This is a genomic window from Shewanella algae (assembly GCF_009183365.2).
In the GTDB taxonomy this organism is placed as follows: Bacteria; Pseudomonadota; Gammaproteobacteria; order Enterobacterales; family Shewanellaceae; genus Shewanella; species Shewanella algae.
The window spans coordinates 3,854,404-3,877,434 of record NZ_CP068230.1; the positions used below are offsets into that span (position 1 = coordinate 3,854,404).

The 23,031-nt window shown below is 55.1% G+C and carries 20 protein-coding genes and 1 other RNA gene; 13 read left to right on the top strand and 8 right to left on the bottom strand.

What is annotated here, in order from left to right:
• Positions 1–2: 2 nt before the first annotated feature.
• Together ubiH and E1N14_RS17355 are read right to left on the bottom strand one after the other, a co-directional pair.
• Complete coding sequence (gene ubiH, locus E1N14_RS17350; RefSeq protein WP_025009005.1) at positions 3–1,274, bottom strand: 2-octaprenyl-6-methoxyphenyl hydroxylase; 1,272 nt, start codon at positions 1,272–1,274, stop codon at positions 3–5.
• Between the two features lie 66 nt (positions 1,275–1,340).
• Positions 1,341–1,922: a UPF0149 family protein gene (locus E1N14_RS17355; protein ID WP_028779383.1), complete on the bottom strand. Its 582-nt coding sequence runs from the start codon at positions 1,920–1,922 to the stop codon at positions 1,341–1,343.
• Between the two features lie 263 nt (positions 1,923–2,185).
• Between E1N14_RS17355 and zapA the strand changes: the two genes are divergently transcribed.
• From zapA to sodC, 5 genes are all read left to right on the top strand, one after another.
• Positions 2,186–2,494: a cell division protein ZapA gene (zapA, locus tag E1N14_RS17360; protein ID WP_025009004.1), complete on the top strand. Its 309-nt coding sequence runs from the start codon at positions 2,186–2,188 to the stop codon at positions 2,492–2,494.
• Positions 2,495–2,534: 40 nt separating this feature from the next.
• Positions 2,535–2,715, top strand: a non-coding RNA gene (ssrS, locus tag E1N14_RS17365) — 6S RNA.
• Between the two features lie 8 nt (positions 2,716–2,723).
• A complete protein-coding gene (locus tag E1N14_RS17370) occupies positions 2,724–3,380 on the top strand; it encodes a 5-formyltetrahydrofolate cyclo-ligase (RefSeq protein ID WP_025009003.1) in 657 nt (218 codons plus the stop codon).
• A 50-nt stretch (positions 3,381–3,430) separates the two neighbouring features.
• Positions 3,431–3,889, top strand: a complete 459-nt coding sequence (locus tag E1N14_RS17375; RefSeq protein ID WP_025009002.1) for a hypothetical protein — start codon at positions 3,431–3,433, stop codon at positions 3,887–3,889.
• 225 nt (positions 3,890–4,114) lie between these two features.
• On the top strand, positions 4,115–4,636 hold the full coding sequence (gene sodC / locus E1N14_RS17380; RefSeq protein ID WP_025009001.1) for a superoxide dismutase family protein: 522 nt from the start codon (positions 4,115–4,117) through the stop codon (positions 4,634–4,636).
• A gap of 99 nt (positions 4,637–4,735) precedes the next feature.
• Here sodC and E1N14_RS17385 read toward each other — a convergent pair whose 3' ends face one another.
• Positions 4,736–5,689, bottom strand: a complete 954-nt coding sequence (locus E1N14_RS17385; RefSeq protein WP_025009000.1) for a DUF808 domain-containing protein — start codon at positions 5,687–5,689, stop codon at positions 4,736–4,738.
• A 290-nt stretch (positions 5,690–5,979) separates the two neighbouring features.
• Between E1N14_RS17385 and rpiA the strand changes: the two genes are divergently transcribed.
• The gene (gene rpiA, locus E1N14_RS17390; RefSeq protein WP_025008999.1) at positions 5,980–6,636 is read left to right on the top strand and encodes a ribose-5-phosphate isomerase RpiA; all 657 of its coding nucleotides are present in this window, start codon (positions 5,980–5,982) and stop codon (positions 6,634–6,636) included.
• Positions 6,637–6,731: 95 nt separating this feature from the next.
• On the opposite strand, the gene E1N14_RS17395 is transcribed toward rpiA, so the two are convergent.
• The 5 genes from E1N14_RS17395 to brnQ form a co-directional block, all read right to left on the bottom strand.
• The gene (locus E1N14_RS17395) at positions 6,732–7,046 is read right to left on the bottom strand and encodes a cupin domain-containing protein (RefSeq protein ID WP_025008998.1); all 315 of its coding nucleotides are present in this window, start codon (positions 7,044–7,046) and stop codon (positions 6,732–6,734) included.
• Positions 7,047–7,099: 53 nt separating this feature from the next.
• On the bottom strand, positions 7,100–8,824 hold the full coding sequence (gene recJ, locus E1N14_RS17400) for a single-stranded-DNA-specific exonuclease RecJ (protein WP_062793600.1): 1,725 nt from the start codon (positions 8,822–8,824) through the stop codon (positions 7,100–7,102).
• A gap of 108 nt (positions 8,825–8,932) precedes the next feature.
• Complete coding sequence (gene dsbC / locus E1N14_RS17405; protein WP_062793601.1) at positions 8,933–9,661, bottom strand: bifunctional protein-disulfide isomerase/oxidoreductase DsbC; 729 nt, start codon at positions 9,659–9,661, stop codon at positions 8,933–8,935.
• 123 nt (positions 9,662–9,784) lie between these two features.
• The gene (xerD, locus tag E1N14_RS17410) at positions 9,785–10,729 is read right to left on the bottom strand and encodes a site-specific tyrosine recombinase XerD (RefSeq protein WP_025008997.1); all 945 of its coding nucleotides are present in this window, start codon (positions 10,727–10,729) and stop codon (positions 9,785–9,787) included.
• A 36-nt stretch (positions 10,730–10,765) separates the two neighbouring features.
• Entirely contained in the window at positions 10,766–12,175 is a 1,410-nt protein-coding gene (gene brnQ, locus E1N14_RS17415) for a branched-chain amino acid transport system II carrier protein (RefSeq protein ID WP_028779390.1), read from the bottom strand.
• Between the two features lie 576 nt (positions 12,176–12,751).
• On the opposite strand from brnQ, the gene E1N14_RS17420 reads away from it, so the two are divergent.
• From E1N14_RS17420 to E1N14_RS17450, 7 genes are all read left to right on the top strand, one after another.
• Positions 12,752–13,483, top strand: coding sequence for a tRNA1(Val) (adenine(37)-N6)-methyltransferase (locus E1N14_RS17420; protein ID WP_062793602.1), 732 nt, complete (start codon positions 12,752–12,754; stop codon positions 13,481–13,483).
• A gap of 107 nt (positions 13,484–13,590) precedes the next feature.
• On the top strand, positions 13,591–14,817 hold the full coding sequence (gene srmB / locus E1N14_RS17425) for an ATP-dependent RNA helicase SrmB (RefSeq protein ID WP_025008996.1): 1,227 nt from the start codon (positions 13,591–13,593) through the stop codon (positions 14,815–14,817).
• A gap of 181 nt (positions 14,818–14,998) precedes the next feature.
• Positions 14,999–16,210: an efflux RND transporter periplasmic adaptor subunit gene (locus E1N14_RS17430; RefSeq protein ID WP_025008995.1), complete on the top strand. Its 1,212-nt coding sequence runs from the start codon at positions 14,999–15,001 to the stop codon at positions 16,208–16,210.
• On the top strand, positions 16,210–19,359 hold the full coding sequence (locus E1N14_RS17435; RefSeq protein WP_062793603.1) for an efflux RND transporter permease subunit: 3,150 nt from the start codon (positions 16,210–16,212) through the stop codon (positions 19,357–19,359). Before E1N14_RS17430 ends, E1N14_RS17435 begins: the two co-directional genes overlap by 1 nt.
• A 170-nt stretch (positions 19,360–19,529) precedes the next feature.
• Entirely contained in the window at positions 19,530–20,147 is a 618-nt protein-coding gene (locus tag E1N14_RS17440; protein WP_025008994.1) for a TatD family nuclease-associated radical SAM protein, read from the top strand.
• A 179-nt stretch (positions 20,148–20,326) separates the two neighbouring features.
• Positions 20,327–22,546 (top strand): PAS domain-containing protein, encoded by a 2,220-nt coding sequence (locus E1N14_RS17445; RefSeq protein WP_025008993.1) that lies wholly within the window; start codon positions 20,327–20,329, stop codon positions 22,544–22,546.
• Positions 22,547–22,661: 115 nt separating this feature from the next.
• A complete protein-coding gene (locus E1N14_RS17450; RefSeq protein WP_062793604.1) occupies positions 22,662–22,949 on the top strand; it encodes a hypothetical protein in 288 nt (95 codons plus the stop codon).
• Positions 22,950–23,031: the final 82 nt, after the last annotated feature.

Sequence of the window (23,031 nt, forward strand, 5' to 3'; positions counted from 1 at the left end):
CGTCACTGACTCCTGGAAAACAAACAAGCAGCCGATTGCCTGTGCCACCCCATGGCTCTGTGGGCCACAGGGGTCTTGAGAGGTGGACACCAGGAGAGGATCCTGAGCCCCAGATTACGTCCGGCCACCAGCGGCCAGTAGTTGTTGGAAAAACCGCGCACCAGAAACTCAATATTGTTGATGGTCTGGCGTCTGTCCTGCTCACGGGCGGCATGATAGGCATGCAGCACCTGGGCTGCGCCTGGGTCGCCACCTGCGGCCAATACCGGCTCCAGCGTTTCCAGTACAGTGACCAGATCCCTGAGCCCCAGATTGAACCCCTGCCCCGCTATCGGGTGCAGAGTCTGGGCGGCATTGCCCAAATAAAGCGTGCGGTGATAGATGGGTCTTGGCATGTAAGAGAGACTCAGTGGGTAGCGGTGGCGCTCACCCACAGCCACAAAACGCCCGGCTCGATAGCCGAAGGCCTGCTGCAGCTGCTGCAAAAACTCGGCCTGCGGCAGAGCCTGCACCCGCTTGGCCTCTTCATGGGGCAAGGCCCACACCAGAGAGAGCCTGGCCTGGCCGTCGCTGTCACCCATAGGCAGCAGTGCCAGCGGGCCGTGCTCGGTGAAGCGCTCCCAGGCCATGCCATTATGGGGCTTGTCGGTAGCAACATTGGCGATAACCGCACTCTGGCCAAACTCAAACTGCTGCAACGCCTGTTGCTGCTGGGCACGCACCGAGGAGTTAACCCCATCTGCCGCCAGCAATAAGCGGCAGGAAAGCCGCTGACCGTTACTGAGGGTTAAACTATGGCCCGCAGCCGAAGTTTGCAGCTTCTCGAGACGCGCCGGGCAATAAAGCTGGATATCACGTTTGGCGATGGCGCCAAACAGCCGCTGGCCGACCCGCTCGAGTTCCACTACCTGGCCGAGGGAGTCCAGCGCAAACTGCCCGGCGTTGAGCTCTGTCATGCCGAAATGGCCGCGATCCGAGACATGAATATCGGTTATCGCCGTGCCCAGGTCTTCAAGCAAAGGCCAGATGCCGAGGCGCTTGAGCTCAAACACTGAGCCATTGGCTATGGCGATGGAGCGGGCATCAAAACCAGGATGTTGCTTGGCGGGATCGAAGGCCTCGATAACGGCTATTTTCAGCGGACGGGAGAGTTTCCTGGCCAGGTCGGCCAGCCCCAATGCCAGGGTGGCACCTGCCATGGCGCCGCCGACAATGGCGATATCCAGCTCAGCGCATTCCTGACTCACAGCTTGGGCGTCAACTTGCGGGTTCATCTTTCCTCTACTCAGGCACGCTCAATGGGTGCCGTCACAGAAATGACAGGGCGAACGGGTGCCCTGTCAATGCAGCGTATTATTGTCTTGTGTTTCGGCGTCGAGATCAGGCAACTCTGGGCCGAACTCTGAATAGCAGAGAATGGCGGCCATGCGAACAAACTCCAGCAGCTCGAGATATGCACTTTCGGATTCATCATCGTCGGCAACATCGAACTCTACCTGGGCGATTTCCGCCAGATCTTTGATCACTTCACGAACATCTTCCGATGCCTGATTCAAACCGGGTTGAATGATGGCAATGCCGGTGAGGAAGCTCTGAGTCCAGAGCGAGAGCGCCTCGACCCGCACTGTCAGAGGTTCTTCCTCTTCCGGCAGCAGCAGGGTGAAGCCAAAGTCTGGATCCTGCAGTCGATTGACTGTGTCGCCAAAAAGTTCGGTTATCAGTTGTGTCAGTTCGTCGGGCAGGCGCTGGCCGTCGTTCATCAGCTCGAGCAGTGGCTGATACCAGGCCTGCTCCTGCTGTGGCACGCCGCCACAAATCAGGCCCACCAAAGCGCCATGCACTTCAACCGGATGCTGACCTATGTCGGCGTTGTCGAGCGCACTGCGCAGGCTTTCGATACGTAATGAGGGTGGGGTTGCCATAAAGCTGTCCAAGTATTGAATTTACCCCCGTCATGCTAGCAGAGTTAGGGAAGGCGACCAAGACTGGAATCTTACCCAAGCTGCGAGCCAGGTCGTGCATTTGGCAATGCATCCAGGCTTCGCCGTTTATCTACTGCCGGGATTTGTACCAAGCTGGTCAGGGAAACAGCAGCCAACGCAACAAAGCGGCGCTTGTCTTGCACTTTAACGCTGAGCTAGATATATTCCGCCACAGAGCCAAAGAAAAGGATCCCGTGCGGAAGATGAGTAACAGTGCCATAGATATCACCCTGTTGGGGCGCACCTACTCCATCGCCTGTCCCCCGGGTCAGGAACAGGCTCTGCAAGCGGTGGCGCAGAAATTGGAGCTGCAACTGGGCAAGATAAAGTCCCGCACCAACGCCATCAGCCGCGAGGAAATGGCTTTGATGGCCGCACTCAACATAGGCTATGAGCTCTATGAAGAACAGCGGAAGAATCAAGATTATATGAGCCAAATGGATGACAGAATCCGTTTGCTGCAATCCACTCTTGAGCACGCATTGGTTGAGCGAAGCGCAAGAGAGGATTAAACTGAAATAGCACGAACCCTCACAGGTTCGACCCAGAATTTGCTCCCTGGGGTGTGCGACAGCTGGTAATGTCCCTGTGCCGATATTTTTAATCTCAGGGTGAATGTTTTACTGACATTGTGCATGCTCGGCGCGAACCGAGAAGCCTTAGGATGTAATCATTTACCCGCCTTGAACCTACGGTTCAAGGGCTACACCGGCATCGACATTCTGGGGAGCATCCTCATTTATGACTCACACAGACTCAAGCAGCCAAACCCGTGATGCGCGTTGCAAGACGCTCAGGCAAGCCATTCGCCATGCCCGCAGGGCCATTCCCGAAGCCGAGCAGCATGTTGCCGCCCTCAAGGGTTGTGAGCAGTTTCTAACCTTGCTCGATGAACTGAGCGCCCAAGGCAGAGCAATCAAGACAGTCGCCCTCTACTTTAGCTGTGACGGCGAGCTGGATACGGCTCCCCTTATCGAAGCGCTATGGCAACGGGGAATAACCACCTGTCTGCCGATCATTCATCCCTTTGCCCCGGGGCGTTTACTGTTTCTGCGCTATCAACTCTCCAGTCAACTGCACGCCAACCGCTTTGGTATCCCCGAGCCCAGGCTGGATATCCGCACTCTGGTGCCTTTGGCTGAGCTGGATCTCATCCTCACGCCATTGGTGGCCTTTGACGCCCAGGGCAACCGCATGGGCATGGGCGGCGGCTTCTACGACAGAACACTGGCCGCGGCGCAGCAAAGCGCCCGAACTGTGCCATTGCTGGCAGTCGGTTTTGCCCATACCCTGCAGTTGGTGGACTCCCTGCCCCTCGCCCCCTGGGATATCCCGCTGCCCTTTATCGTTACCCCGGACAAGCTGCATAGCTTCAACACTCTGACGGCTGAATCTTGACCCGAAAAAGTGGTATAACATCAGCCTGAGAAGTCGCGGAGTAAGCAAGTATGGCACGTCAGTATCGCAGCCTTGATAGACCGGACAGTGCCCAGCGGGCCAAGGTTAAGCAGCAGATGCAGCGGGAAACCTATCAAAATATGCGCCGGCAACAGTCACAACCCAAGGCGCTGCTCGGCGCCTTGCTGGGCGCCATTCTTGCTGTGTGGCTGTTTCTATTTATGGCCAGCAGCAACAGCACTCTGGTTTGGCTGTATATGCTGCCGGCGGTGGCTGTGGGCCTGGGGGCCAGATGGCTGGGGAAGTGTTTCGAGTGGCAGCTTTTGCTACCGGTTCCGCTGATTACGCTACTGCTTTATAGCCTGGCACTCTGGTTGTTACTGCGCTTTCATGCCTCGGATCTCCTGATAGTGCCGCTTTGCTGCGGCATCAGTCTTTACTGCGCCCGCCGTTCACTGACTTCCACGGAGCAAAGCGCCCTGTGGCAGGCCAAGCTGGATCAACACTGAGACCTGGCTCCAGGCTGTTATTGCTATTGCTGAAATATCTTGGTGAATTGGCGAATCCTCTTATGGCGTTGGCTTGAATCTCAGGGCAGGTTAACACCAGACATTAGGCCGGCTGGCACTCTGCCCTGGCGGCTTCTATGCTGAAAGCCATATAGGCAGCTCATTATCATGCCGCCGAGTCGGCCTTGTCGTTTTTGGAATTCCACTCAAAGGAGAGAACAAGCGATGAAAAAGTCCATCCTGATCCCGGGTTGTTTGTCACTGGTGTTTGCCGCATCACAACTGGCCGCCGAAGAAGTCAGTATCTCATTACTGTCGGCCGATGGCCCAAGCCCCATAGGCAGCATCAGTCTCAGTGATTCCGCCTACGGCCTGGTGTTAACCCCCAACCTCAAGCAACTCACGCCCGGCGTTCACGGCTTCCATGTGCATCAAAATGGCAGTTGTGACACCAGCAGTAAAGACGGTAAGACGGTATTGGGCGGCGCGGCCGGAGGTCACTTCGACCCTGATGGCAGCGGCAAGCACGGTTACCCCTGGACAAATGACAATCACAAGGGCGATCTGCCGGCGCTCTATGTCGATGCTGATGGCATGGCTTCCACACCTGTGCTGGCACCAAGGTTGAAACTGGCCGACGTCAAAGGTAAGGCACTGATGATCCACATGGGAGGCGATAACCATTCAGATCACCCGGCGCCACTGGGCGGCGGTGGCGCCCGTATGGCCTGTGGCGTGATTAACTGAGCCGCACCAAACACAAAAAACGCGGCTCTTGAGCCGCGTTTTTTAATTCAATTCAAGCCAATGTCTTTTTAGCTTTGATCTTTTGTTGGCTTGGCACGTTTAGTGGCTTTCACTCTTGCCTCTCAAACGCTCCACCATACTCATCAAGGCCACCGCGATGGCACCGGCCACAATGCCAAACAGGGCGTTGAGCAAGGTAGGTGTCAGCGCTGCCAACACAGGGCCGGCCACAGCCAAAGAGCCTACCCAGTTGGCGGCATGGGTTATCTGCTCACTGACCCAATGCAGGCCATGGGTGAGAATGCCGCCACCTACCATAAACATGGCGGCGGTGCCCACTATGGTAAGCAGCTTCATCAGTTTGGGGGCTGCGCTGACCAGCATAAGCCCAATACGCCTGAGGTTGTGGGCCCAAAAACCCTCGCCTCTGCGCCTTGAGAGATACAGCCCGGCGTCATCCAGCTTAACGATACCGGCCACCAAGCCGTAGACCCCGATAGTCATTACCACTGCAATGATAGACAGAGTGGCCAACTGGGTCATAAAGGCTTTTTCCGCCACAATCCCCAAGGTGATGGCGATGATCTCTGCCGATAACACGAAGTCGGTACGTATCGCGCCTTTGACTTTCTGCGCTTCCCAGGCGCGAATATCCTCGACCTCTTTCATGGCGGCCTCGGCGGCGGCTTCATCGTCTGTTTCGGCAGAAGCCTTGCTGTGACTGGCCTTGTGCCAGAGTTTTTCAAAGCCTTCAAAGCAGAGAAACAAGCCACCGAACATCAACAGAGGTGTAACTGCCCAGGGAATAAAGGCGCTGATCAGCAGAGCTGCCGGCACCAAAATAAGTTTGTTGCGAAAAGAGCCCTTGGCAACGGCCCATACCACGGGCAGCTCCCGCTCGGCGCTGATCCCTGTTACCTGCTGCGCATTCAGCGCCAGATCGTCCCCCAATACCCCGGCGGTTTTCTTGGCGGCAACCTTACTCATTACCGCCACATCATCCAGGATGGTGGCAATATCATCCAATAGAGTCAGTAGACTCGCTCCAGCCATTTAAATCTCCTTAAACCAGGTCAATTTTGCGCTCTAAATAGGTTCGGTATGCGACATATTCAAGCGGCACCTGTGCACTTTTTCAGCGCAGTACTGCCACATCAGCCTGGCCGTTCCCCCCTGGTCGTATAGTAGCGCAGGGGCGCAGGCGGGCGCAGTAAAAAGTTCTTAACTTATGTTGCACTTCAAGAACTATTCTTCCGGACAAGATTGAGCGGCACTTTTCACTACAACTCGGAGTATACTAGGGCAAGTTCAAGTAAATTTGTCAGAATCAACAGGATGGCATTATGACCCAAGATGAAATGAAGAAAGCGGCCGGTTGGGCAGCGCTGGAATATGTCGAGAAAGACAGCATAGTTGGCGTGGGCACCGGCTCTACCGTCAATCACTTTATCGATGCTCTGGCTACGATAAAGGCCGATATTGAAGGCGCGGTTTCCAGCTCTGAAGCCTCCACCGCCAAGCTCAAACAGTTGGGGATCCCTGTGTTTGATCTCAATTCGGTAGACAAGTTGTCTGTGTATGTCGATGGCGCCGATGAGATCAACGGCCACATGGACATGATCAAGGGTGGCGGCGCCGCACTGACCCGGGAAAAGATAGTTGCGGCCGTGGCCGACAAGTTTATCTGTATCGTTGATAATACCAAGCAAGTCGATGTGCTGGGCAACTTCCCGCTACCGGTGGAAGTGATCCCCATGGCCCGCTCCTACGTGGCCCGTGAGCTGGTGAAACTGGGTGGCGATCCTGTCTATCGTGAAGGTGTGGTAACAGATAACGGCAACGTCATTCTGGATGTCTACAACCTGAAGATACTGAACCCCAAAGAGCTGGAAGTGCAGATCAATGCCATAGTGGGCGTAGTGACCAATGGTCTGTTCGCCAACCGTGGCGCCGATGTGCTCCTGGTGGGCACCCCAGAAGGGGTTAAAACCATCAAGTAGGCCTTAATCTTAAATGCCAAAAGCCGCCAGCAGGCGGCTTTTTTGTGGAAAATTCAAGCGGATTGCAGAGCAAAAGCATCGCAAGAACAGTCGGCTCAAGAGTAAAAAATGGCCAACCAGACGCTAGTTTGATCCTCGGCGGTCCAACTGACTCTGTGGCGTACATGAGCGGGGATATTGAGCCAGTCCCCCGGGTTCAGGCTCACTTCTGAACCATCTTCATATTGCAGCCGGGCGGCGCCCTGCAGCAGCAATACCCATTCATGCTGCGCTTGATCGTACCATTGCCCTTCGGGTGTCACCTGACCGTGGGACAGAATGCGCTCAATTTTAAGATCCGGCGTAGCCAAAAGCGCGTCAAACTGCTCGGCATCAAGCTGCTTGGGTAAGTTGGCAAACAGATTGTTCATCTTGCTCTCCTGCGACATATGAGCCGTTACTCAGCCTATCCCTATCTTAAGTTTTACAAGGGTTCCAGCTGCTCGACCAGCAACTGCAGGTTACTGTTGCCGCGAAACTCGTTCACATCCAGCTTATACAGCAGACGCACATGATTGATGCTGGCATCAGGCCAGGTCTTGAGATCCACATTAAAGGCGATGGCATCGGCCATGATCCGGCCGCACTCGGTCTCCAGCACCAGTTTAAGGTGTTTCTCTGCCACCAGTCTCTGCTGCAGAATTCTGAAATGGCCATCAAATAGCGGCTCGGGGAAAGCCTGGCCCCAGGGACCGGCATCTCTGAGCAGCTGTGCCGTATCCAGGCTAAAGCATTCAAGCGGCAATTCACCGTCGGAGAACAGCTCGCCATTGAGATCTTCCAGGGTCAGCAGCTCACGGACACAGGTGTCAAAGGCCTCGGCAAACTGCTCGAAGGCATCCTTACGCAAAGAGAGCCCGGCGGCCATGGCATGACCACCGAACTTGAGGATCATCCCCGGATGACGGGCATTGATAAGCTCCAGCAAATCGCGCATATGCAGCCCCTTGATGGAGCGGGCCGAGCCCTTGATTTCAGTGTCGCTGGCTTCGGCAAAGGCGATTACCGGGCGGTGGAACCTGTCTTTGATCCGGGAAGCCAGAATACCTATCACCCCCTGATGCCAGTCCGGCTGATACAGGGCTATGCCCCAGGGCTGTTCACTCTCTTTGAGCTGCAGCGCCTCCAGGCTCTTCATCGCTTCTTGCTGCATGCCGGTTTCCAGCTCACGGCGCTCGGCGTTGAGGCCATCAAGCTCGGCCGCCATCCTTCTTGCCTTGAGCATGTCATCACACAGGAGAGTTTCAACCCCGAGCGCCATTTCATCCAGCCTTCCGGCGGCGTTGAGTCTGGGGCCAACCGCAAAGCCGAAATCGGCGGCCACCAAACGCGCCGGATTGCGGCGGGCCACCTCCAGCAAGGCGGTGATCCCCGGGCGACAGGCGCCGTTTCGCACCCGCTTGATACCGGCATCCACCAAAATACGGTTGTTGGCATCGAGCGACACCACATCGGCCACAGTGCCCAGAGCCACCAAGTCCAGTAATACCCCCAGATTGGGCTCGGCCAGCAAGTGTTTGGCGAACCAGTGACGTTTTCTCAGCTCAGCCCGCAGTGCCAACATCAGATAGAAAGCCACCCCGACCCCGGCAATCGACTTGGAAGCAAAACTGCAACCGGGTTGATTGGGGTTAATGATGGCATCTGCCTCGGGTAATTCATTGCCCGGCAAATGGTGATCTGTAATGACAACCGTCATCCCCAGCGCCTTGGCGGCCCTAACGCCTTCGATGGATGAGATACCGTTATCGACAGTGATCAGTAGCTCGGCGCCCTTGCTGTGCGCCACCGCCACTATTTCAGGGCTGAGGCCATAGCCATAATCGAAGCGATTGGGGATCAGATAATCACAGTTTTCCATTCCCATCATTCTGAGCGCCAACAGACACACACTGGTGGAGGTGGCGCCATCGGCATCGAAATCACCCATGATCAGAATGCGGCGATTGGCGGCGATGGCATCGGCCACCAGCTCGGCACCTTGCTGCAAGCCCAACATGGTATCCGGCCTGAGCAGACGCTTGAGCACCAGTTCGCACTCGGGAGCCTGAACGCCACGACTGGCGTAAATCTGTTTTAAGAGCGGATGCAGATTAGCGGGTAAATGGCTGTCGTCCACCCTGGGACGACGGACGATTTTGTGGATCACTATGGGCTATTCTTGAAAATGGCTTTGCCGGGCAAGATAACAAAAAGGCGAGTGGGTTGCTCGCCTTTTTGAGTGAGATTTTTCGATTGAGCGCTGCCGCTATTGAGATTAAAGGCTACGACTCTCAAGGTTGTTCAACAGATCTTTCGGTGGCTGATAACCCGGGATCAGGCTGCCATCTTCGAGGATCAACGCAGGAGTGCCATTGATACCAAAACTCATCCCCAGTTGATACTGCCCCGGGATATTGGCATCACACTTGGCCATCTTGATACTCTTGCCGGCCTTGGCGTCATCCATGGCCTTGTGAGGGTCTTTGGCACACCAAACTGCTTCCATCTCTTCGGCGTTGGATGAAGGCACGCCCTGACGGGGATAGGCCAGATAGCGCACTGTTATCCCAAGGTCGTTGTATTCCTGCATCTGGTTATGGAGCTTACGGCAATAACCACAGGTGATATCGGTAAAGACAGTCACCACATGCTTTTCGTTCTTGGCCTTGTAGACCAGCATCTTGTCTTCGAAGGACTTGAGCATCTCGAGTCTTGGGCCAGCAAGCGCCGCCTCGGTGAGGTTTTTCATCCCTTGATTCAGATCATAGAGGTTGCCATGCAGCAGCTTGGAACCATCTTTACTGACATAGAGCACGCCGCGGTTGGTGATTGCCTGATACAGGCCTGGGATAGGTGAATCTGCCATAGAGATCACTTCAATACCCAAGGTGTCACTGAGCTTTTGCTTCAGCTGATCACCCGGTTCGGAAGCCGCAGAGGCAACACCGACAAAGGGTGTAACCGCCAGCGCCAGACACAGAGAGAATGCACGGGTTAACTTCATTGGAAATCCTATCTTATTTGGGCCTGATTGGTTTTTTTCGTCTCTCATCAGACCGGGCCAGAGGCTGAAAAGTTACAGGCTGTTGTCAGTGAAAGCAACTAATTGCGTGCCAGATCACCGAATTCAGCCTCTTGGATGATGCTGCTGATGCAGCGATTGCAACCTGGCATTGGCCACATGGGTATAAATTTGGGTGGTGGACAGCGAGCTGTGACCCAACAGTAACTGCACTACCCGCAAGTCAGCGCCATGGTTGAGCAAATGAGTGGCAAAGGCGTGTCTCAAAGTATGGGGCGACAGCTCGGTGCTGATACCGGCCCGCAACGCATAAAGCTTGATCCTGTGCCAGAAGGTCTGCCGGGTCATCATCTGGGCGCGCTTGGAGGGAAACACCACATCACTCTGTTTACCGCCGAGCAGCTCGGCGCGCGCCAGCTTGAGGAAAGACTCGATTTCGCTGACGGCCACCTCGCCCATGGGCACCAAGCGCTCCTTGCCGCCTTTACCCGTGATCCGTACCAGGCCCTGACGCAGACTCATCTGCTCCAGCGTCAACCCCACCAGTTCACTGACCCTGAGTCCGGTGGCGTATAACAGCTCAAGCATCGCCTTGTCTCTGGCTTCGACCGGGTCTTCCTGTATGGGCTCAGCCAGCAAGGCATCCACCTCGGCCTCGCTGAGACTACCGGGCAATTTGCGCTTGAGCTTGGTGGACGCGATACGCGCCATGGGATCTTCCGCTATCAGTTGCCGACGCAGCAAAAAACCATAAAAGCGCCGCAAGCTGCTCTTCAATCTGGCACTGCTGCTCTGGGCAACCCCTTTGTCGACACGAAAACCGAGATAATCCTGCACCGCTTCACGCCCGGCAGAGTTGAGCGTCAGCCCTCTTCCCTGCAGGTACTGATCAAAATGGCGCAGATCATTGCGATAAGCCGCCAGTGTGTTGTCGCTCAGGCCCTTACTGGACCAAAGGTCATCGAGAAAACCTTCAATCAAGGGGTCCTGGACATAAGCGGATGAAGAAGTCGCGGCCACAAACAATACTCCAATAAAAAACGGCGTCATCAAGGATAACGCCGTCTCGAAATGGACTCCAGTTACTCAGACAGCCTGTGCCGCCTTGGGGCTGACAAACAAACAGATAATCATCACTGTCAGGGTGGGTGGCAGCCAGGCCATGCCCTCTTCGTAGAGAGGCAACGCCGACATCACAGGGGCCAGGCTTTCAACCCCGGACACAAATGCCAGCAGCAAGCTGTTGGGCTCGGCCACTTGGGTCAGCGGCTTGAGTGAAGTCACTGTCACCTTAAGGGCATCAAAAATTCCGAAGAACAAGGCCACCGACAGCGCCAGTCTGTGGGCAAATTTCGGATTGCGGAAATAAGGCGTCAGGAAGGTCACCAACACCAAAGCGATAGCCACAGGGTAGATGGTCATCAGCACAGGAATACTGATAGCCAACAGCTGGGTCAGGCCTACGTTGGCCACCACGGCACAGATCACGCTGAACAGCACCACCAGAAAGCGATAAGTGGCGCCCGGGATCAACTCCTGGAAGAAGTCGGAGCAGGCACTCACCAGCCCCACAGCCGTGGTCAAACAGGCCAGAGTCACCACAGTGGACAACAGGATAATGCCCATATCACCGAATTCGTGAGTCACATAGTTGGTGAGGATTTGGCCACCGCTCTCGGCGCCCTTGGCCATATCACCTGCGGTTGCACCGAGGAAGAACAGCGACACATACACAAATGCCAGACCAGCGGCGGCTACCAGCGCAGCGCGCACCAGATAGCGGGTCTGCAAGCCAGGCTCAGACACGCCCTTGTTGCGCAAAATATCGATAATCAGCATACCGAACATCAAGGATGCCAGGGTATCCATGGTGTTGTAGCCTTCGATAATGCCTTTGGTCAGTGGGTGCTTGATATAGTCACCACTGGCGGCCGGTACTTCGCTGCCGGGCAGCAAGATAACGGACACTGCCAGCCCCATCAGCAGCAGAATCAGCACTGGGGTCAATACCTTGCCTATGCTATCCATCAGTTTGCCGGGAAACAGTGCCAGCAGCATGGTCACCAAAAAGAATCCCAGAGTGTAGAGCAACTGAGGCTTGTTCAGCTCAAGCCCGAGAATGTTCACTACCGATGCAGGGTCTTGAATAAAAGGCAGCGCGCCAATCTCATAGGCTACCAGACCGGTACGAGGCGCCGCGAATGCTGGGCCAATAATGATATAGATAGCGACTGCCAGAGCGGTCGCGGCAAAGGCCGGCAACAGCTTCATCACCTTGCCCTGCGCCTTGGCCACAGCTATCAAACCGGCCAGCGGCAAACCCACGGCGGTAATCAAAAAGCCAATCATGGCCATTGGCATGTTTTCGCCGGCCAACTGCCCGGCAAAAGGAGGAAAAATCAGGTTGCCCGCCCCCAGGAAAAACGCAAAGGTCATGAATCCCAGGCCCAGGGTGTCACCAAGTGTCAATTGAGTCTTGTGCACTGTATGCCCCATCTTGTTATGTTTTTCTAATAAACTTAAGTGATTGCAACATTTTTAGCTATAGCTGAAATAATAGCCGTCGCGCTCGCCCTACTCGAGTGTAAAGCCTTTATTACAGATATCCGTGGTAAATTTGGCCTATTCTTGGCGAGTTTATGAACAAATGGCAGGGGGTTTTCGCTGCTTTGCTTATCCTAAAACTGTTTTACCTTGATCTAATTCGCAGAATGCCGCGAATTAAGGGGGAACACTAATACCAGACCCTCTTAAAGTGCGCAATAAGCCAACCAAACAGCAGCCTAAAAACACAGCAGATGCAAAACTCAGGATGAGAAAAAGTTGTTCAAGGTCACACCCAGCCCCAATTGAGGCAACAGGCGTAGCATTTTGCAAACATTTGTCGACTCCCCAACGCCCTTGCTGGTACGACCTTTAACACTTGTCCAGCATCACCAGCCTAAAGTTAGCAGCATCCCCTGCCAAAGTATGAACCAGACCGAAACAAAACGGCGCCAAAGCCTTGGCGAATGATGACTCTTTCGGGATAAAATCCCCGCCAAGCATTCTGCTTGGGAGGTTGAGCACTCAATGGCATTCAGTTTCAAGGCATTTCATATCGAAGATTACGGTTGCGGTATGCCGGTCAGTACAGATGGGGTGCTCTTGGGCGCTTGGGCGCCATTGACCGGGGCCAAGCGGGTGCTGGACATAGGGGCCGGCAGCGGCTTACTGAGTCTGATGGCGGCGCAGCGCAGTGAGGCAGAGGTACTGGCGGTTGAGCTCGACAGCAGCGCGGCCCATGCAAGCCGTGCCAACTTCAAGGCGTCGCCCTGGGCGAGCAGACTCGCTTTGTATCAAGGCTCAATTCAGGCCTATTGCGATGAGCATGCCTTGGCAGACTCAGCGCTGTTCGACCATATACTTTGCAACCCACCCTATTTCGAAACCGGCCCACGCTCGGATGACCCCAAACGAGCCATAGCGAGACACACAGAGCATCTGAACTTTGACGAGCTGTGTGTGGCGATAAAGCAATTACTCAAGCCACAGGGACAGGCGAGCCTTATTCTGCCGGTTCAGAGCCTGGACAGATTTGCGTGCGCCGCAATAAAGGCAGGCTTGCGACTGGCCGCGCGGGTCAGTGTCAGCAGCACGCCTCAAAAGCCCAGTAGCCGAGAGTTACTGCTGCTTGAACATGCCAAGGAAGGCGAAGCGGTTGCCGCGCCAAAAGCCCATCCCTTCCTCTACATAAGAGAAGCAGACGGCCGCTATTCGGAGGCCATGGCACAACTGACCCGGGATTTTTACCTGAAACTCTAAGCCGTTGCCGGTTGCAAGGGACTTATTCTCAGCTTCCCAAGCGACAAGCTGTGCACGGCACCCCAGACAAGGTATACTCCCGCGCATTATTGTTTGAGATGCTCCCCATGCTATTTGAAGATTTCGATCTGGACCACAGGCTTTTGGATTCACTGAAAGCCATGGGCCACAAGACCCCGACCAGTATTCAGCAATTGGCTCTGCCTTTGGCGCTGGAGCAGCGGGATATTCTTGCCCATGCCCCAACCGGCACAGGTAAGACCGCCAGTTTCCTGCTGCCGGCACTGCAACATCTGATTGACTTCCCCCGCCGTCGTCCAGGCCAGGCCAGAGTACTGGTGTTGACCCCGACCCGCGAGCTGGCCAGTCAGGTTCACAGATATGCCTGCCATCTGGCGACTGGTCTTGGGCTGGAGATTGGCATAATCACAGGCGGTGTCCCTTACGCCCCACAGGAAGAAACCCTGGCCGGTAACCTGGATATTCTGGTGGCTACCCCGGGCCGCCTGCTCGAATATCTTGAGAAGCGCAAGTTTGAAGCCACCGAAGTGGAACTGCTTATCATAGATGAAGCCGACCGCATGCTGGATATGGGCTTCTCTCAGGTAGTGCAGACCATAGCCATAGAAGCGCAGGGACGTAAGCAGAACATGCTGTTCTCCGCCACACTGGAAGGTGGCGGCGTGCGCCGTTTTGCCACTGAGTTGCTCAACGATCCTGTGTTGGTGGAGGCCGAACCGCCACGCAGCGAAAAAGCCAAGATCCATCAATGGATCCACCTGGCCGACAACAAGGAGCACAAGTTCGCTCTCTTGTGTCACCTGCTTAATCAGGAAGAAACCAAGCGCGCCATCGTCTTTTGCAAGACCCGCGAAGTGGTCAGCAGCCTCGAAGGTTTGTTGCTGCAGGCCGGGATCCCGGCCGCCTTTATGCGCGGCGATATGGAGCAGAAGAAGCGTTTCCAGGCTCTGGGTCGTTTCACCAAGGGGGAAGTCAAGGTGCTGTTGGCTACCGATGTCGCCGCCCGCGGCATAGATATCGAAGGCATCACCCATGTGATTAACTATGATATGCCCCGCTCTGCCGATGCCTATGTGCACAGAATAGGCCGCACCGGCCGCGCCGGCGCCAAGGGCACAGCCATCTCTCTGGTGGAAGCCCATGATATGCGGATCCTCAGCAAAGTTGAGCGCTATATCGAGCAGAAGCTGAAACGGCGAGTCATCGAAGAGTTGCGCCCCAAGCACAAAGAAGCCAAGGTACCGACCAAGAAAAAGGTCAAAGCCAAGGATGCCAGTGCCAAAAACAGCAAGAAAAAGAAGAAGAAAAAATAAGCTTCGACTTAATTTCTCGTTTAAAAAGGACCTTTGGGTCCTTTTTTTGTTACCTGCCTCACAGCCCTCCCGCCGCCGACAGCTTTTGACACATTTTATTTACAAAAACACATTTATTGGCCGCTGCTTGTCTGGTAATTTAAGCTCAGATTAAGCCTCCAGCATGGATATGCAGAAGAATATGAAGACATTTTTCCGAAGAATAGCGCCGCTGCTCATCATAGTGGTCGCCGTACTCGGCGCCAAACTCCTGATGATGACCAAGCAGGAGCCGGAGCAAAAAGCGGAAGAGATCCCGCTGCCTGTGGTCGACGTGACTCAGGTCGAACAACAGACAATGTCACTCAACCTGCCCTCTTACGGCACTGTGACGCCCAAGTACAAGACTCAGCTGGTCAGTGAAGTTCAGGGCCGTATCCTCAGCATAGCACCGGCCTTTGTGGCCGGTGGCGTGGTGCATCAAGGCGATGAGCTGGCGGTGATAGAACCTTCTGACTATGAGGCCGACCTGATGCAGGCCCAGGCGACCCTGGCCCAGGCCAAGGCAGCATTGGATGAAGAAATCGCTCGCGGCGAAGTCGCCAAGATAGAATTCAGCGGTTATGACAACGGTATGCCACCCGAGCTTGGCTTGCGGGTTCCTCAGTTGAAGAAAGAGCAAGCCAACGTCAAGTATGCCGAAGCGGCACTCGCCAGAGCCAAACGCAACCTGGAACGTACCGTTATCCGGGCACCTTTCGATGCCATAGTGCGCGCCCGCAGTGTCGATTTGGGGCAGTACGTTTCCATAGGCACCAATCTGGGTGAGCTGTACGACACGGCTGTAGCCGAAGTGCGCCTGCCGCTGGCCAACAAAGACCTGGCCTATCTGGAGTCGGTGGACAACCCTGAGACTCAGGTAACCCTGAGCGCCGCCCTCGCGGGTAAAACCGTGACCTGGACCGGCAAGGTAGTGCGCAGTGAAGGGGTGATAGATCCGGATAACCGCATGGTCTATCTGGTGGCCGAAGTGCAGGATCCTTATCTGCGAAAGCAGAAACAGACCGGCCAACTGCCGCTGAAATACGGCAGCTTTGTCAACGCCGTGATCAAGGGCCGCACCGTCGATGGCCTGGTGAAACTGCCAAGGTATATGGTGCGTAATCAGCATGTGGCCGTGGTAGACAAGGACAACAAGATAGAGATGCGTCACGTCAACGTGGTACGCACAGATCTTGAGTATGTCTACATCAAAGACAGCCTCAAGGATGGCGAGCGAATCTCCAAGACCAATCTCAACAATATGACCAATGGTCAGTTGGTACGGGTTGCCAACAGCAAAGATAAAGACGCTTCCCACAGCGAAGAGGATGAAACTCAGGAACAGCGTCTGGCTGCGGCGGGTGAACTCTGATGGAGCAGGAAAAAGGAATCATTGCCTGGTTCGCCCGCAACAATGTTGCCGCCAACCTCTTGATGTGGATCCTGCTTATCGGCGGGATCTTCAGCGCCTTTCTGATCAATAAAGAGGTCTTTCCCAGCTTCGAACTCAACTATTTGCGGATCTCAGTCGCCTACCCAGGCGCGGCGCCGCAGGAGATTGAAGAAGGGATCACCATCAAGATTGAAGAAGCGATTCAGGACATCAGCGGCATCAAGAAGGTTACCTCGGTTGCCAGCGAAGGCGTGGGCTCTGTCACCATAGAGGTGGAAGACGGCTATGATGCCAAAGAGGTGCTGGATGAGGCCAAACTCAGGGTCGATGCCATCGCAACCTTTCCGGCCAATATCGAAAAACCGGATATCTACCGGATCAAGCCGGAAAACAACGTTATTTGGGTGTCTGTCTATGGCGACATGACACTGCACGACATGAAAGAGCTGGCCAAGGAGATCCGTGATGAGATCACCAACCTGCCGGCGGTGACCCGTGCCGAAGTGACCGGGGTGCGCGACTATGAAATCGGTATCGAAGTCTCGGAAGATAAGCTCAGAGAGTACGGCCTCACCTTCACTCAGGTGGCGCAGGCAGTGCAAAACACTTCGATAGATCTGCCCGGTGGCTCAATTCGGGCTCAGGACGGTGACATACTGCTGCGTACCAAGGGCCAGGCCTATACGGGAGATGACTTTGCCAACATAGTGGTCAGCACTCGCGCCGATGGCAGCCGGGTGATGCTGCCCATGGTGGCCGAGATCAAGGATGACTTTGAGGAGCGGCTCGAGTACACCCGCTTCGACGGCATGCCGGCGGCCATCATAGAGATCACCAGCATAGACGATCAAAACGCCCTGGCGATTGCCGATCAGGTCAAAAGTTTTATTGCCGAGCGTCAAGCCACTCTGCCCAGCGGCGCCAAGCTGGACTACTGGGGCGACCTGACCCACTATCTCAAGGGCCGCCTCAACATGATGCTGTCCAACATGTTTATGGGTGCCTTGCTGGTGTTCATTATCCTGGCGCTGTTCCTGGATCTGAAACTGGCCTTCTGGGTCATGCTGGGGCTGCCTGTGTGCTTCCTCGGTGCCATGGCACTGATGCCGATGGAACCTTTTGGCCTGTCTATCAACATGTTGACTCTGTTCGCCTTTATTTTGGTGCTGGGGATAGTGGTGGATGATGCGATAGTCATAGGCGAGAGTGCCCATACAGAGGTTGAGCGTCACGGCCACTCGATCACCAATGTGATCCGCGGTGCCAAGAAGGTCGCCATGCCCGCTACTTTCGGGGTGTTGACCACAATTGCCGCCTTTATCCCCATGTTGATGGTGCCAGGTCCCATGGGGATCATCTGGAAATCCATCGGCATGATAGTGATCCTCTGCCTGGCCTTCTCGCTGGTGGAGTCCAAGTTCATTCTGCCGGCGCACCTGGCGCACATGAAGCCCAGCAAACCCAATCCCAACCCAGGGCCATTTGGCCGCTTCAAGCGCGCCTTCAACGAAAAAGTGCAGCATTTTATCCACCACAGTTACCGCAACTTTATGGAGCGGATGATCCCCCACAGATATACCCTGGTGGCGGGCTTTATCGGTGTGCTTATTCTGTCGGTCGCCATGGTCACCAGTGGCAAGGTGCGCTGGGTGTTCTTCCCGGATATTCCGTCCGACTTTATCCAGGTCAACCTGGAAATGGATGAAGGCAGCTCAGAGCTCAACACCCTGGATGTGGTGCAGAAAATTGAAAATGCCCTCTACACCATGAACCAGCAGATGGAGTCCGAAATCGGCTACCCTGTGGTGAAGCACAGCTTTATCAATATGAGCAGCCGCACCTCGGCATTTATCTTTGCCGAGCTGACCAAGGGTGAAGACAGGGACGTGGACGGCGTGACCATAGCCGAGGCCTGGCGCAAACAGCTGCCGGACTTGGTGGCGGTGAAGAAACTCAATATCAATGCCAGCACCAATGATGCCGGCGGCGATATCTCTTTCCGCTTTACCTCCACCGATCTGGAACAATTGTCTGCGGCCGCCAAAGAACTGAAACAGAAGCTTGCCAGCTATGAAGGCGTTTATGATATTGCCGACAACTTCTCCTCCGGCAGCCATGAAATTCGCCTCAAGATTCGTCCCGAGGCAGAGGCGCTGGGGCTGACATTATCGGATCTGGCGCGCCAGGTGCGTTATGGCTTCTATGGCTATGAGGCGCAACGAATTTTGCGCAACAAGGAAGAGGTCAAGGTAATGGTGCGTTATCCGCTGGAGCAGCGCCGCACCATAGGCCACCTGGAGAACATGATGATCCGCACGCCAAACGGCATGGCGGTGCCCTTCTCTACCGTGGCCGAACTGGAGCTGGGGGAATCTTACTCTTCCATTACCCGGGTGGATGGTCGCAGGGCGATTACCGTGACCGCCAACGCCAACAAGGATAAAGTGGAGCCCTCCAAGGTGGTGCAGGAGATCCAGGAGAAGTTTATGCCCGAACTCGAGCGTAAATATCCCCATATTTCCGCCAGTCTCGATGGTGCCAGCCAGGATGAACAGGCCGCCATGGTCGGCTTGCTGCAAGGCTTCTTCTTCGCGATATTTACTATCTATGCCTTGATGGCCATTCCGCTCAAGTCCTACAGCCAGCCGCTGATCATCATGTCGGTGATCCCCTTCGGTATGATAGGTGCGCTGTTCGGTCACTTTATTCTGGGGCTGTCCATGAGCATTCTCAGTCTCTGCGGCATAGTTGCTCTGGCCGGGGTAGTGGTGAATGATTCATTGATTTTGGTGGACTTCGTCAACCGCGCCCGTGAGCAGGGTCAGTCAGTGGTCAAGGCGGCCATAGATTCGGGGTGTTATCGTTTCCGGGCGATTATCCTCACCTCGCTGACCACTTTTGTCGGCCTGGTGCCCATTATAATGGAGCGCAGCCTGCAGGCACAGATAGTGATCCCCATGGCCACCTCTCTGGCATTCGGTATTTTGTTCTCCACCCTGGTGACCCTGATCTTGGTGCCCATGCTCTATATCATTCTCGATGATCTGAGCCACAAGAGCCGGGCCCTGTACCACTGGTGGTGGCGGCCGAAAGAGGCAGAGGCCCAGTTAAACGAGTCGCAACACTGAGTAAGTGATTGAAGGGAGCCCAAAGGCTCCCTTCCCTTATCAGGCAACAAATTCAACTCTACCGCATCTCGTGTGGCTCCTAAGTGGGTGTTTTCTGATCCTGCTAGCATTTTTCACTGCGGCTCTTGGTTAGACTCCAAGTTATCTCCTGCATGCCTTATTGAGTCGTTATGAGCAGCAAAGCCCAAAGCCAACCCACACTCGTCTATGACATACGCAACAGCCGCTATCTGAATATCACCGGCCGCTGCACCCTGAGATGCCGCTTCTGTCCCAAGCATAACGGCAGCAAGAGCATTCATGAGTATCAACTGGATCTCAAGGTTCGCCCCCGCGGCAGCGATATCATTCCGCTGCTCGGCGAGGTAACCCGTTTCGATGAATATGTGTTCTGCGGCTATGGTGAACCGACGCTCAATCTCGAAACCTTGCTGGAAGTGGCCCGCGAAATCAAACACCGCGGTGGTAAGGTCAGGGTCAATACCGATGGCTTGGGTAACCTGTTTCACAGGCGCAACATATTGCCTGAGCTGGCCGAGTGCGTCGATGCCCTGTCGGTCTCACTCAATGCCGACACTGAATCAGGCTACATTAAACACTGCCGCCCACGTCTGGCTGGTTCCTGGGAGGCGGTCAACGCCTTTATTCGCGAAGCTCCCCGTTACATCAAGCAGGTGCAGGTATCGGCACTTGATGGCCTGGAAGGGGTGGATATCGACGCCTGTCGCAAAATAGTGGAAGACGCCGGCTGTCAATTCAAGCACAGGATCCTGGGACAGCTGGGTTAGCAAAGAGGCGGCACCAAGCAGATGGACCTGTAAACCCGCGCAGGCCCCATAGGGATGTGTTCGCGCCTTCAGGGGCCACAGTGTTAACTGCCCGATGAGCGGTCGGTAACTGCCGATGCCCACTGGGTTATTTCGTGTTAACATGAGCGCAATTTTCACTCTGGAGCCAGCACAGTTCCATGTTCAAAAAGAATACCGGACTCAAAGACACACCTCTGCTTATCTCGGCTCAGGGTATTCACTGGTCCCGGCAGCGCTTGCTGGCCGTTGCCAGTCAGCTTAGCATGCTGGTGATCACTGTGATACTCATTACCAATGTGTTGATCACCTTGGGCGAGCGACGTCTGCAGGAAGAGTGGGCGGTACAAAGATACAGCGAGCTGCAAACCGTTGGTGCCCTGCTGGCCGATAAAATCTCCTTCCAACAGTTTCGCACCCAGATGTTTGCCAAGTCAGAATATCTGCGCCAGTACCTGGATAATCCGGGACACAAAGAATATCAACGGCTGATGACGAGCTGGGACAGCCTGAAGCGCAGCACCCCAGAACTGCTGGATCTGGCGCTGTTTGATGCCGACGGCAAGTTCCGTATCGCCACCAGCAATACCTTCGGCAGCATGTCCATGCCGCCGGCACTCCTGGGTAACAAGCGCAATCTGGGGGGGCAGGAAATCTATACCTCGGCATTGGAGTTTGCCCCGATTGACGGCCGCCTCGAGCCCTACATTTACCAGTTGGCCTGGCTGGAAAATCAGGATCAGAGCGTGCGCGGTTATCTGGTCACCTACAACTCCATGTTGCAGATGCTGCAAGCGATAAAGCCCGCCTTCTCCAGTAATGCATCACCTCTGCTGCTGTTTGACAATCAGGGCCTGCTTTATGCCGGCGCCTCGGATCTGGACCCTTTGGCCAGGCTGCCTGAAACCATGGGCAGCAGCATAAGACAGAGCTATCCAGCACTGTGGAGCAAGATGGCCAGAAGTAACTTTGGTCAATTCCACGGAGAAGACGCCACCTTCGTCTATCTCAAGGTACAACTGGCTTCGCAAAACGATACCAAGCGCGAATATCTGCTGCTTTCCTATATCCGCAATCACGACATCGCCTCCCGTTTCTTTCAGTGGCGCAACATCCTTTTGGCCTGCGCCGCCATACTGACCATTCTGGCAACCGCGGTTATCCTGCTGACCCATATGTTCCGCCTCGAACAGCGCGCCAGACAAAACAGTATCGAGTTGGCCCGCGGCCTTTTCCGCTCCAACCTGGGTTGTGTGCTGGTCAACCCCAGCGGCCGTATCGTCAGCGCCAATGCCACTGCCGCCCGCACTCTGCAACTCGAGCAGGATGAGCTGCCGGATCGCAGTTTGCAACGGATCCTGCAGCTGGAAGACGAGCTCTATTCTTCGATGAAACAACAGTTGGCGGATGCCGGCGAGTGGCGCGGCGAAGTGCAGCTCGAATCCCTGGACAATGCCCAGCTTAGATTACATATCCGCCGCTACAACGCCAGCAGTCAAACCTATTTGCTGATCACCTTTGAAGATATCGGCGAACTGAAACAAGCCCAGCAGGAAGCCTTCCTTAGCAAGCTATTGACCGGCAGCAATGTGGCCACCGCCCTGACCACGCCCTCAGGGCAGTTGCTCAAGGTCAATGAAGCCTTTGATAAGCTGATGCAACTCAACGGTGATCTCAGCCACAGCCTGGCGGCTTTGCTCGAAAACGATCTTGGCAACCAGTGGCAGAGAATTAGCCAGCTGGTAAGCATGCAAGGCCAGTGGCAAGGGCAAATACTCTGCACCCACAGCCACGGCAGTTGCCTGCAGGCCACGCTCAAGGGCTATCTGGATGAAGATGGCGAGATTGAATACCTGGTGTGCACCCTGGAGCAGGCAACCCCAAGAGGCAAGATTGAAGCCAGTGGCGATCTGGTGCCACACCGCAGCACCATCCTGGTGAACCTCAGGGATCTGGATCGCTACTTCAAGTCCATGTCCGAAGAGGAAAAGCTACAAGCCAGTCTGCTCCTGATGGACATCAGCCCCGAGGGCATGCTCAGCCATATGAGCGATATCGGCCAGCTGGAGAACCGCCAACACGAAGTGGAGATGCAGCTGCTCAGGGATCTGCCCAACAGCTATCAGATGTCCCATTGGCAATTGGGTAAGCTGATTATCATACTACCGGAAACCGATGCCAATCAGGCGCATCACTATGCGGTCAAGGCGCTGGCCAACTTAGGCGAAAACGGCTTGGCAGAAGGGATCAGCATAGGCATAGCCGCCTATCTGCCGGGCCAGAGTCTGGAACAGTTCCTCGGTAATGCCGAAGTGGCGCTGAAACGAGCCAAGCAGACGGGTGAGCAGAATATCTGCCAGGCCTATACCCGCCAGCTCTGAGATGCAGCAGCCTTTGATACTGGAGTCAATCGGCGCTGTTTTTCATGGCGCGGGCCGTCGCATTCTACTTCAGTGACAGTTGATTTAGCTGGCCACGTCGGCTCTGCCGCTGACTTTGGGCTCTGTCTTGCTGGCCTTGATGTGTCTCTATGGCCTAAGGCCAAGAACGATTTCCCTCAGCATCCATCAGCATGGCATCAGCTACCGCTCTTTGCTGCGGACACTGGAGCTGGACTGGCAGGATATCAGCGAATTTCATCTGTTTAATATTCAGCGAAACCCGCTAATTGGTTACTACTCAGATAGTTACCTGGCAAGGCTGGCACAGCGCAGCCCGCTCAGGGCCAAAGCCCGCCGGGTACTGCAATCTTTGCCCGCTAACCTTGAACACCAGACCGCCTAGGTGTGTGAGCTGTTGGATCAGGCGCGCCTTCAGGCGCTGCAACTCTCAATCCCCCAGCACTAGCTAAAAAAATCCCCGCAAC

Bases quoted from the DNA above. Each gene is read 5' to 3' on its own strand.
- E1N14_RS17375 (WP_025009002.1), top strand. From the start codon at position 3,431: ATGGCACGTCAGTATCGCAGCCTTGATAGACCGGACAGTGCCCAGCGG.
- E1N14_RS17395 (WP_025008998.1), bottom strand. From the start codon at position 7,046: ATGAACAATCTGTTTGCCAACTTACCCAAGCAGCTTGATGCCGAGCAG.
- zapA (WP_025009004.1), top strand. From the start codon at position 2,186: ATGAGTAACAGTGCCATAGATATCACCCTGTTGGGGCGCACCTACTCC.
- E1N14_RS17355 (WP_028779383.1), bottom strand. From the start codon at position 1,922: ATGGCAACCCCACCCTCATTACGTATCGAAAGCCTGCGCAGTGCGCTC.
- sodC (WP_025009001.1), top strand. From the start codon at position 4,115: ATGAAAAAGTCCATCCTGATCCCGGGTTGTTTGTCACTGGTGTTTGCC.
- rpiA (WP_025008999.1), top strand. From the start codon at position 5,980: ATGACCCAAGATGAAATGAAGAAAGCGGCCGGTTGGGCAGCGCTGGAA.
- E1N14_RS17370 (WP_025009003.1), top strand. From the start codon at position 2,724: ATGACTCACACAGACTCAAGCAGCCAAACCCGTGATGCGCGTTGCAAG.
- dsbC (WP_062793601.1), bottom strand. From the start codon at position 9,661: ATGAAGTTAACCCGTGCATTCTCTCTGTGTCTGGCGCTGGCGGTTACA.
- E1N14_RS17445 (WP_025008993.1), top strand. From the start codon at position 20,327: ATGTTCAAAAAGAATACCGGACTCAAAGACACACCTCTGCTTATCTCG.
- E1N14_RS17420 (WP_062793602.1), top strand. From the start codon at position 12,752: ATGGCATTCAGTTTCAAGGCATTTCATATCGAAGATTACGGTTGCGGT.
- E1N14_RS17435 (WP_062793603.1), top strand. From the start codon at position 16,210: ATGGAGCAGGAAAAAGGAATCATTGCCTGGTTCGCCCGCAACAATGTT.
- E1N14_RS17430 (WP_025008995.1), top strand. From the start codon at position 14,999: ATGAAGACATTTTTCCGAAGAATAGCGCCGCTGCTCATCATAGTGGTC.
- E1N14_RS17440 (WP_025008994.1), top strand. From the start codon at position 19,530: ATGAGCAGCAAAGCCCAAAGCCAACCCACACTCGTCTATGACATACGC.
- srmB (WP_025008996.1), top strand. From the start codon at position 13,591: ATGCTATTTGAAGATTTCGATCTGGACCACAGGCTTTTGGATTCACTG.
- xerD (WP_025008997.1), bottom strand. From the start codon at position 10,729: ATGACGCCGTTTTTTATTGGAGTATTGTTTGTGGCCGCGACTTCTTCA.
- ubiH (WP_025009005.1), bottom strand. From the start codon at position 1,274: ATGAACCCGCAAGTTGACGCCCAAGCTGTGAGTCAGGAATGCGCTGAG.
- brnQ (WP_028779390.1), bottom strand. From the start codon at position 12,175: ATGGGGCATACAGTGCACAAGACTCAATTGACACTTGGTGACACCCTG.
- E1N14_RS17385 (WP_025009000.1), bottom strand. From the start codon at position 5,689: ATGGCTGGAGCGAGTCTACTGACTCTATTGGATGATATTGCCACCATC.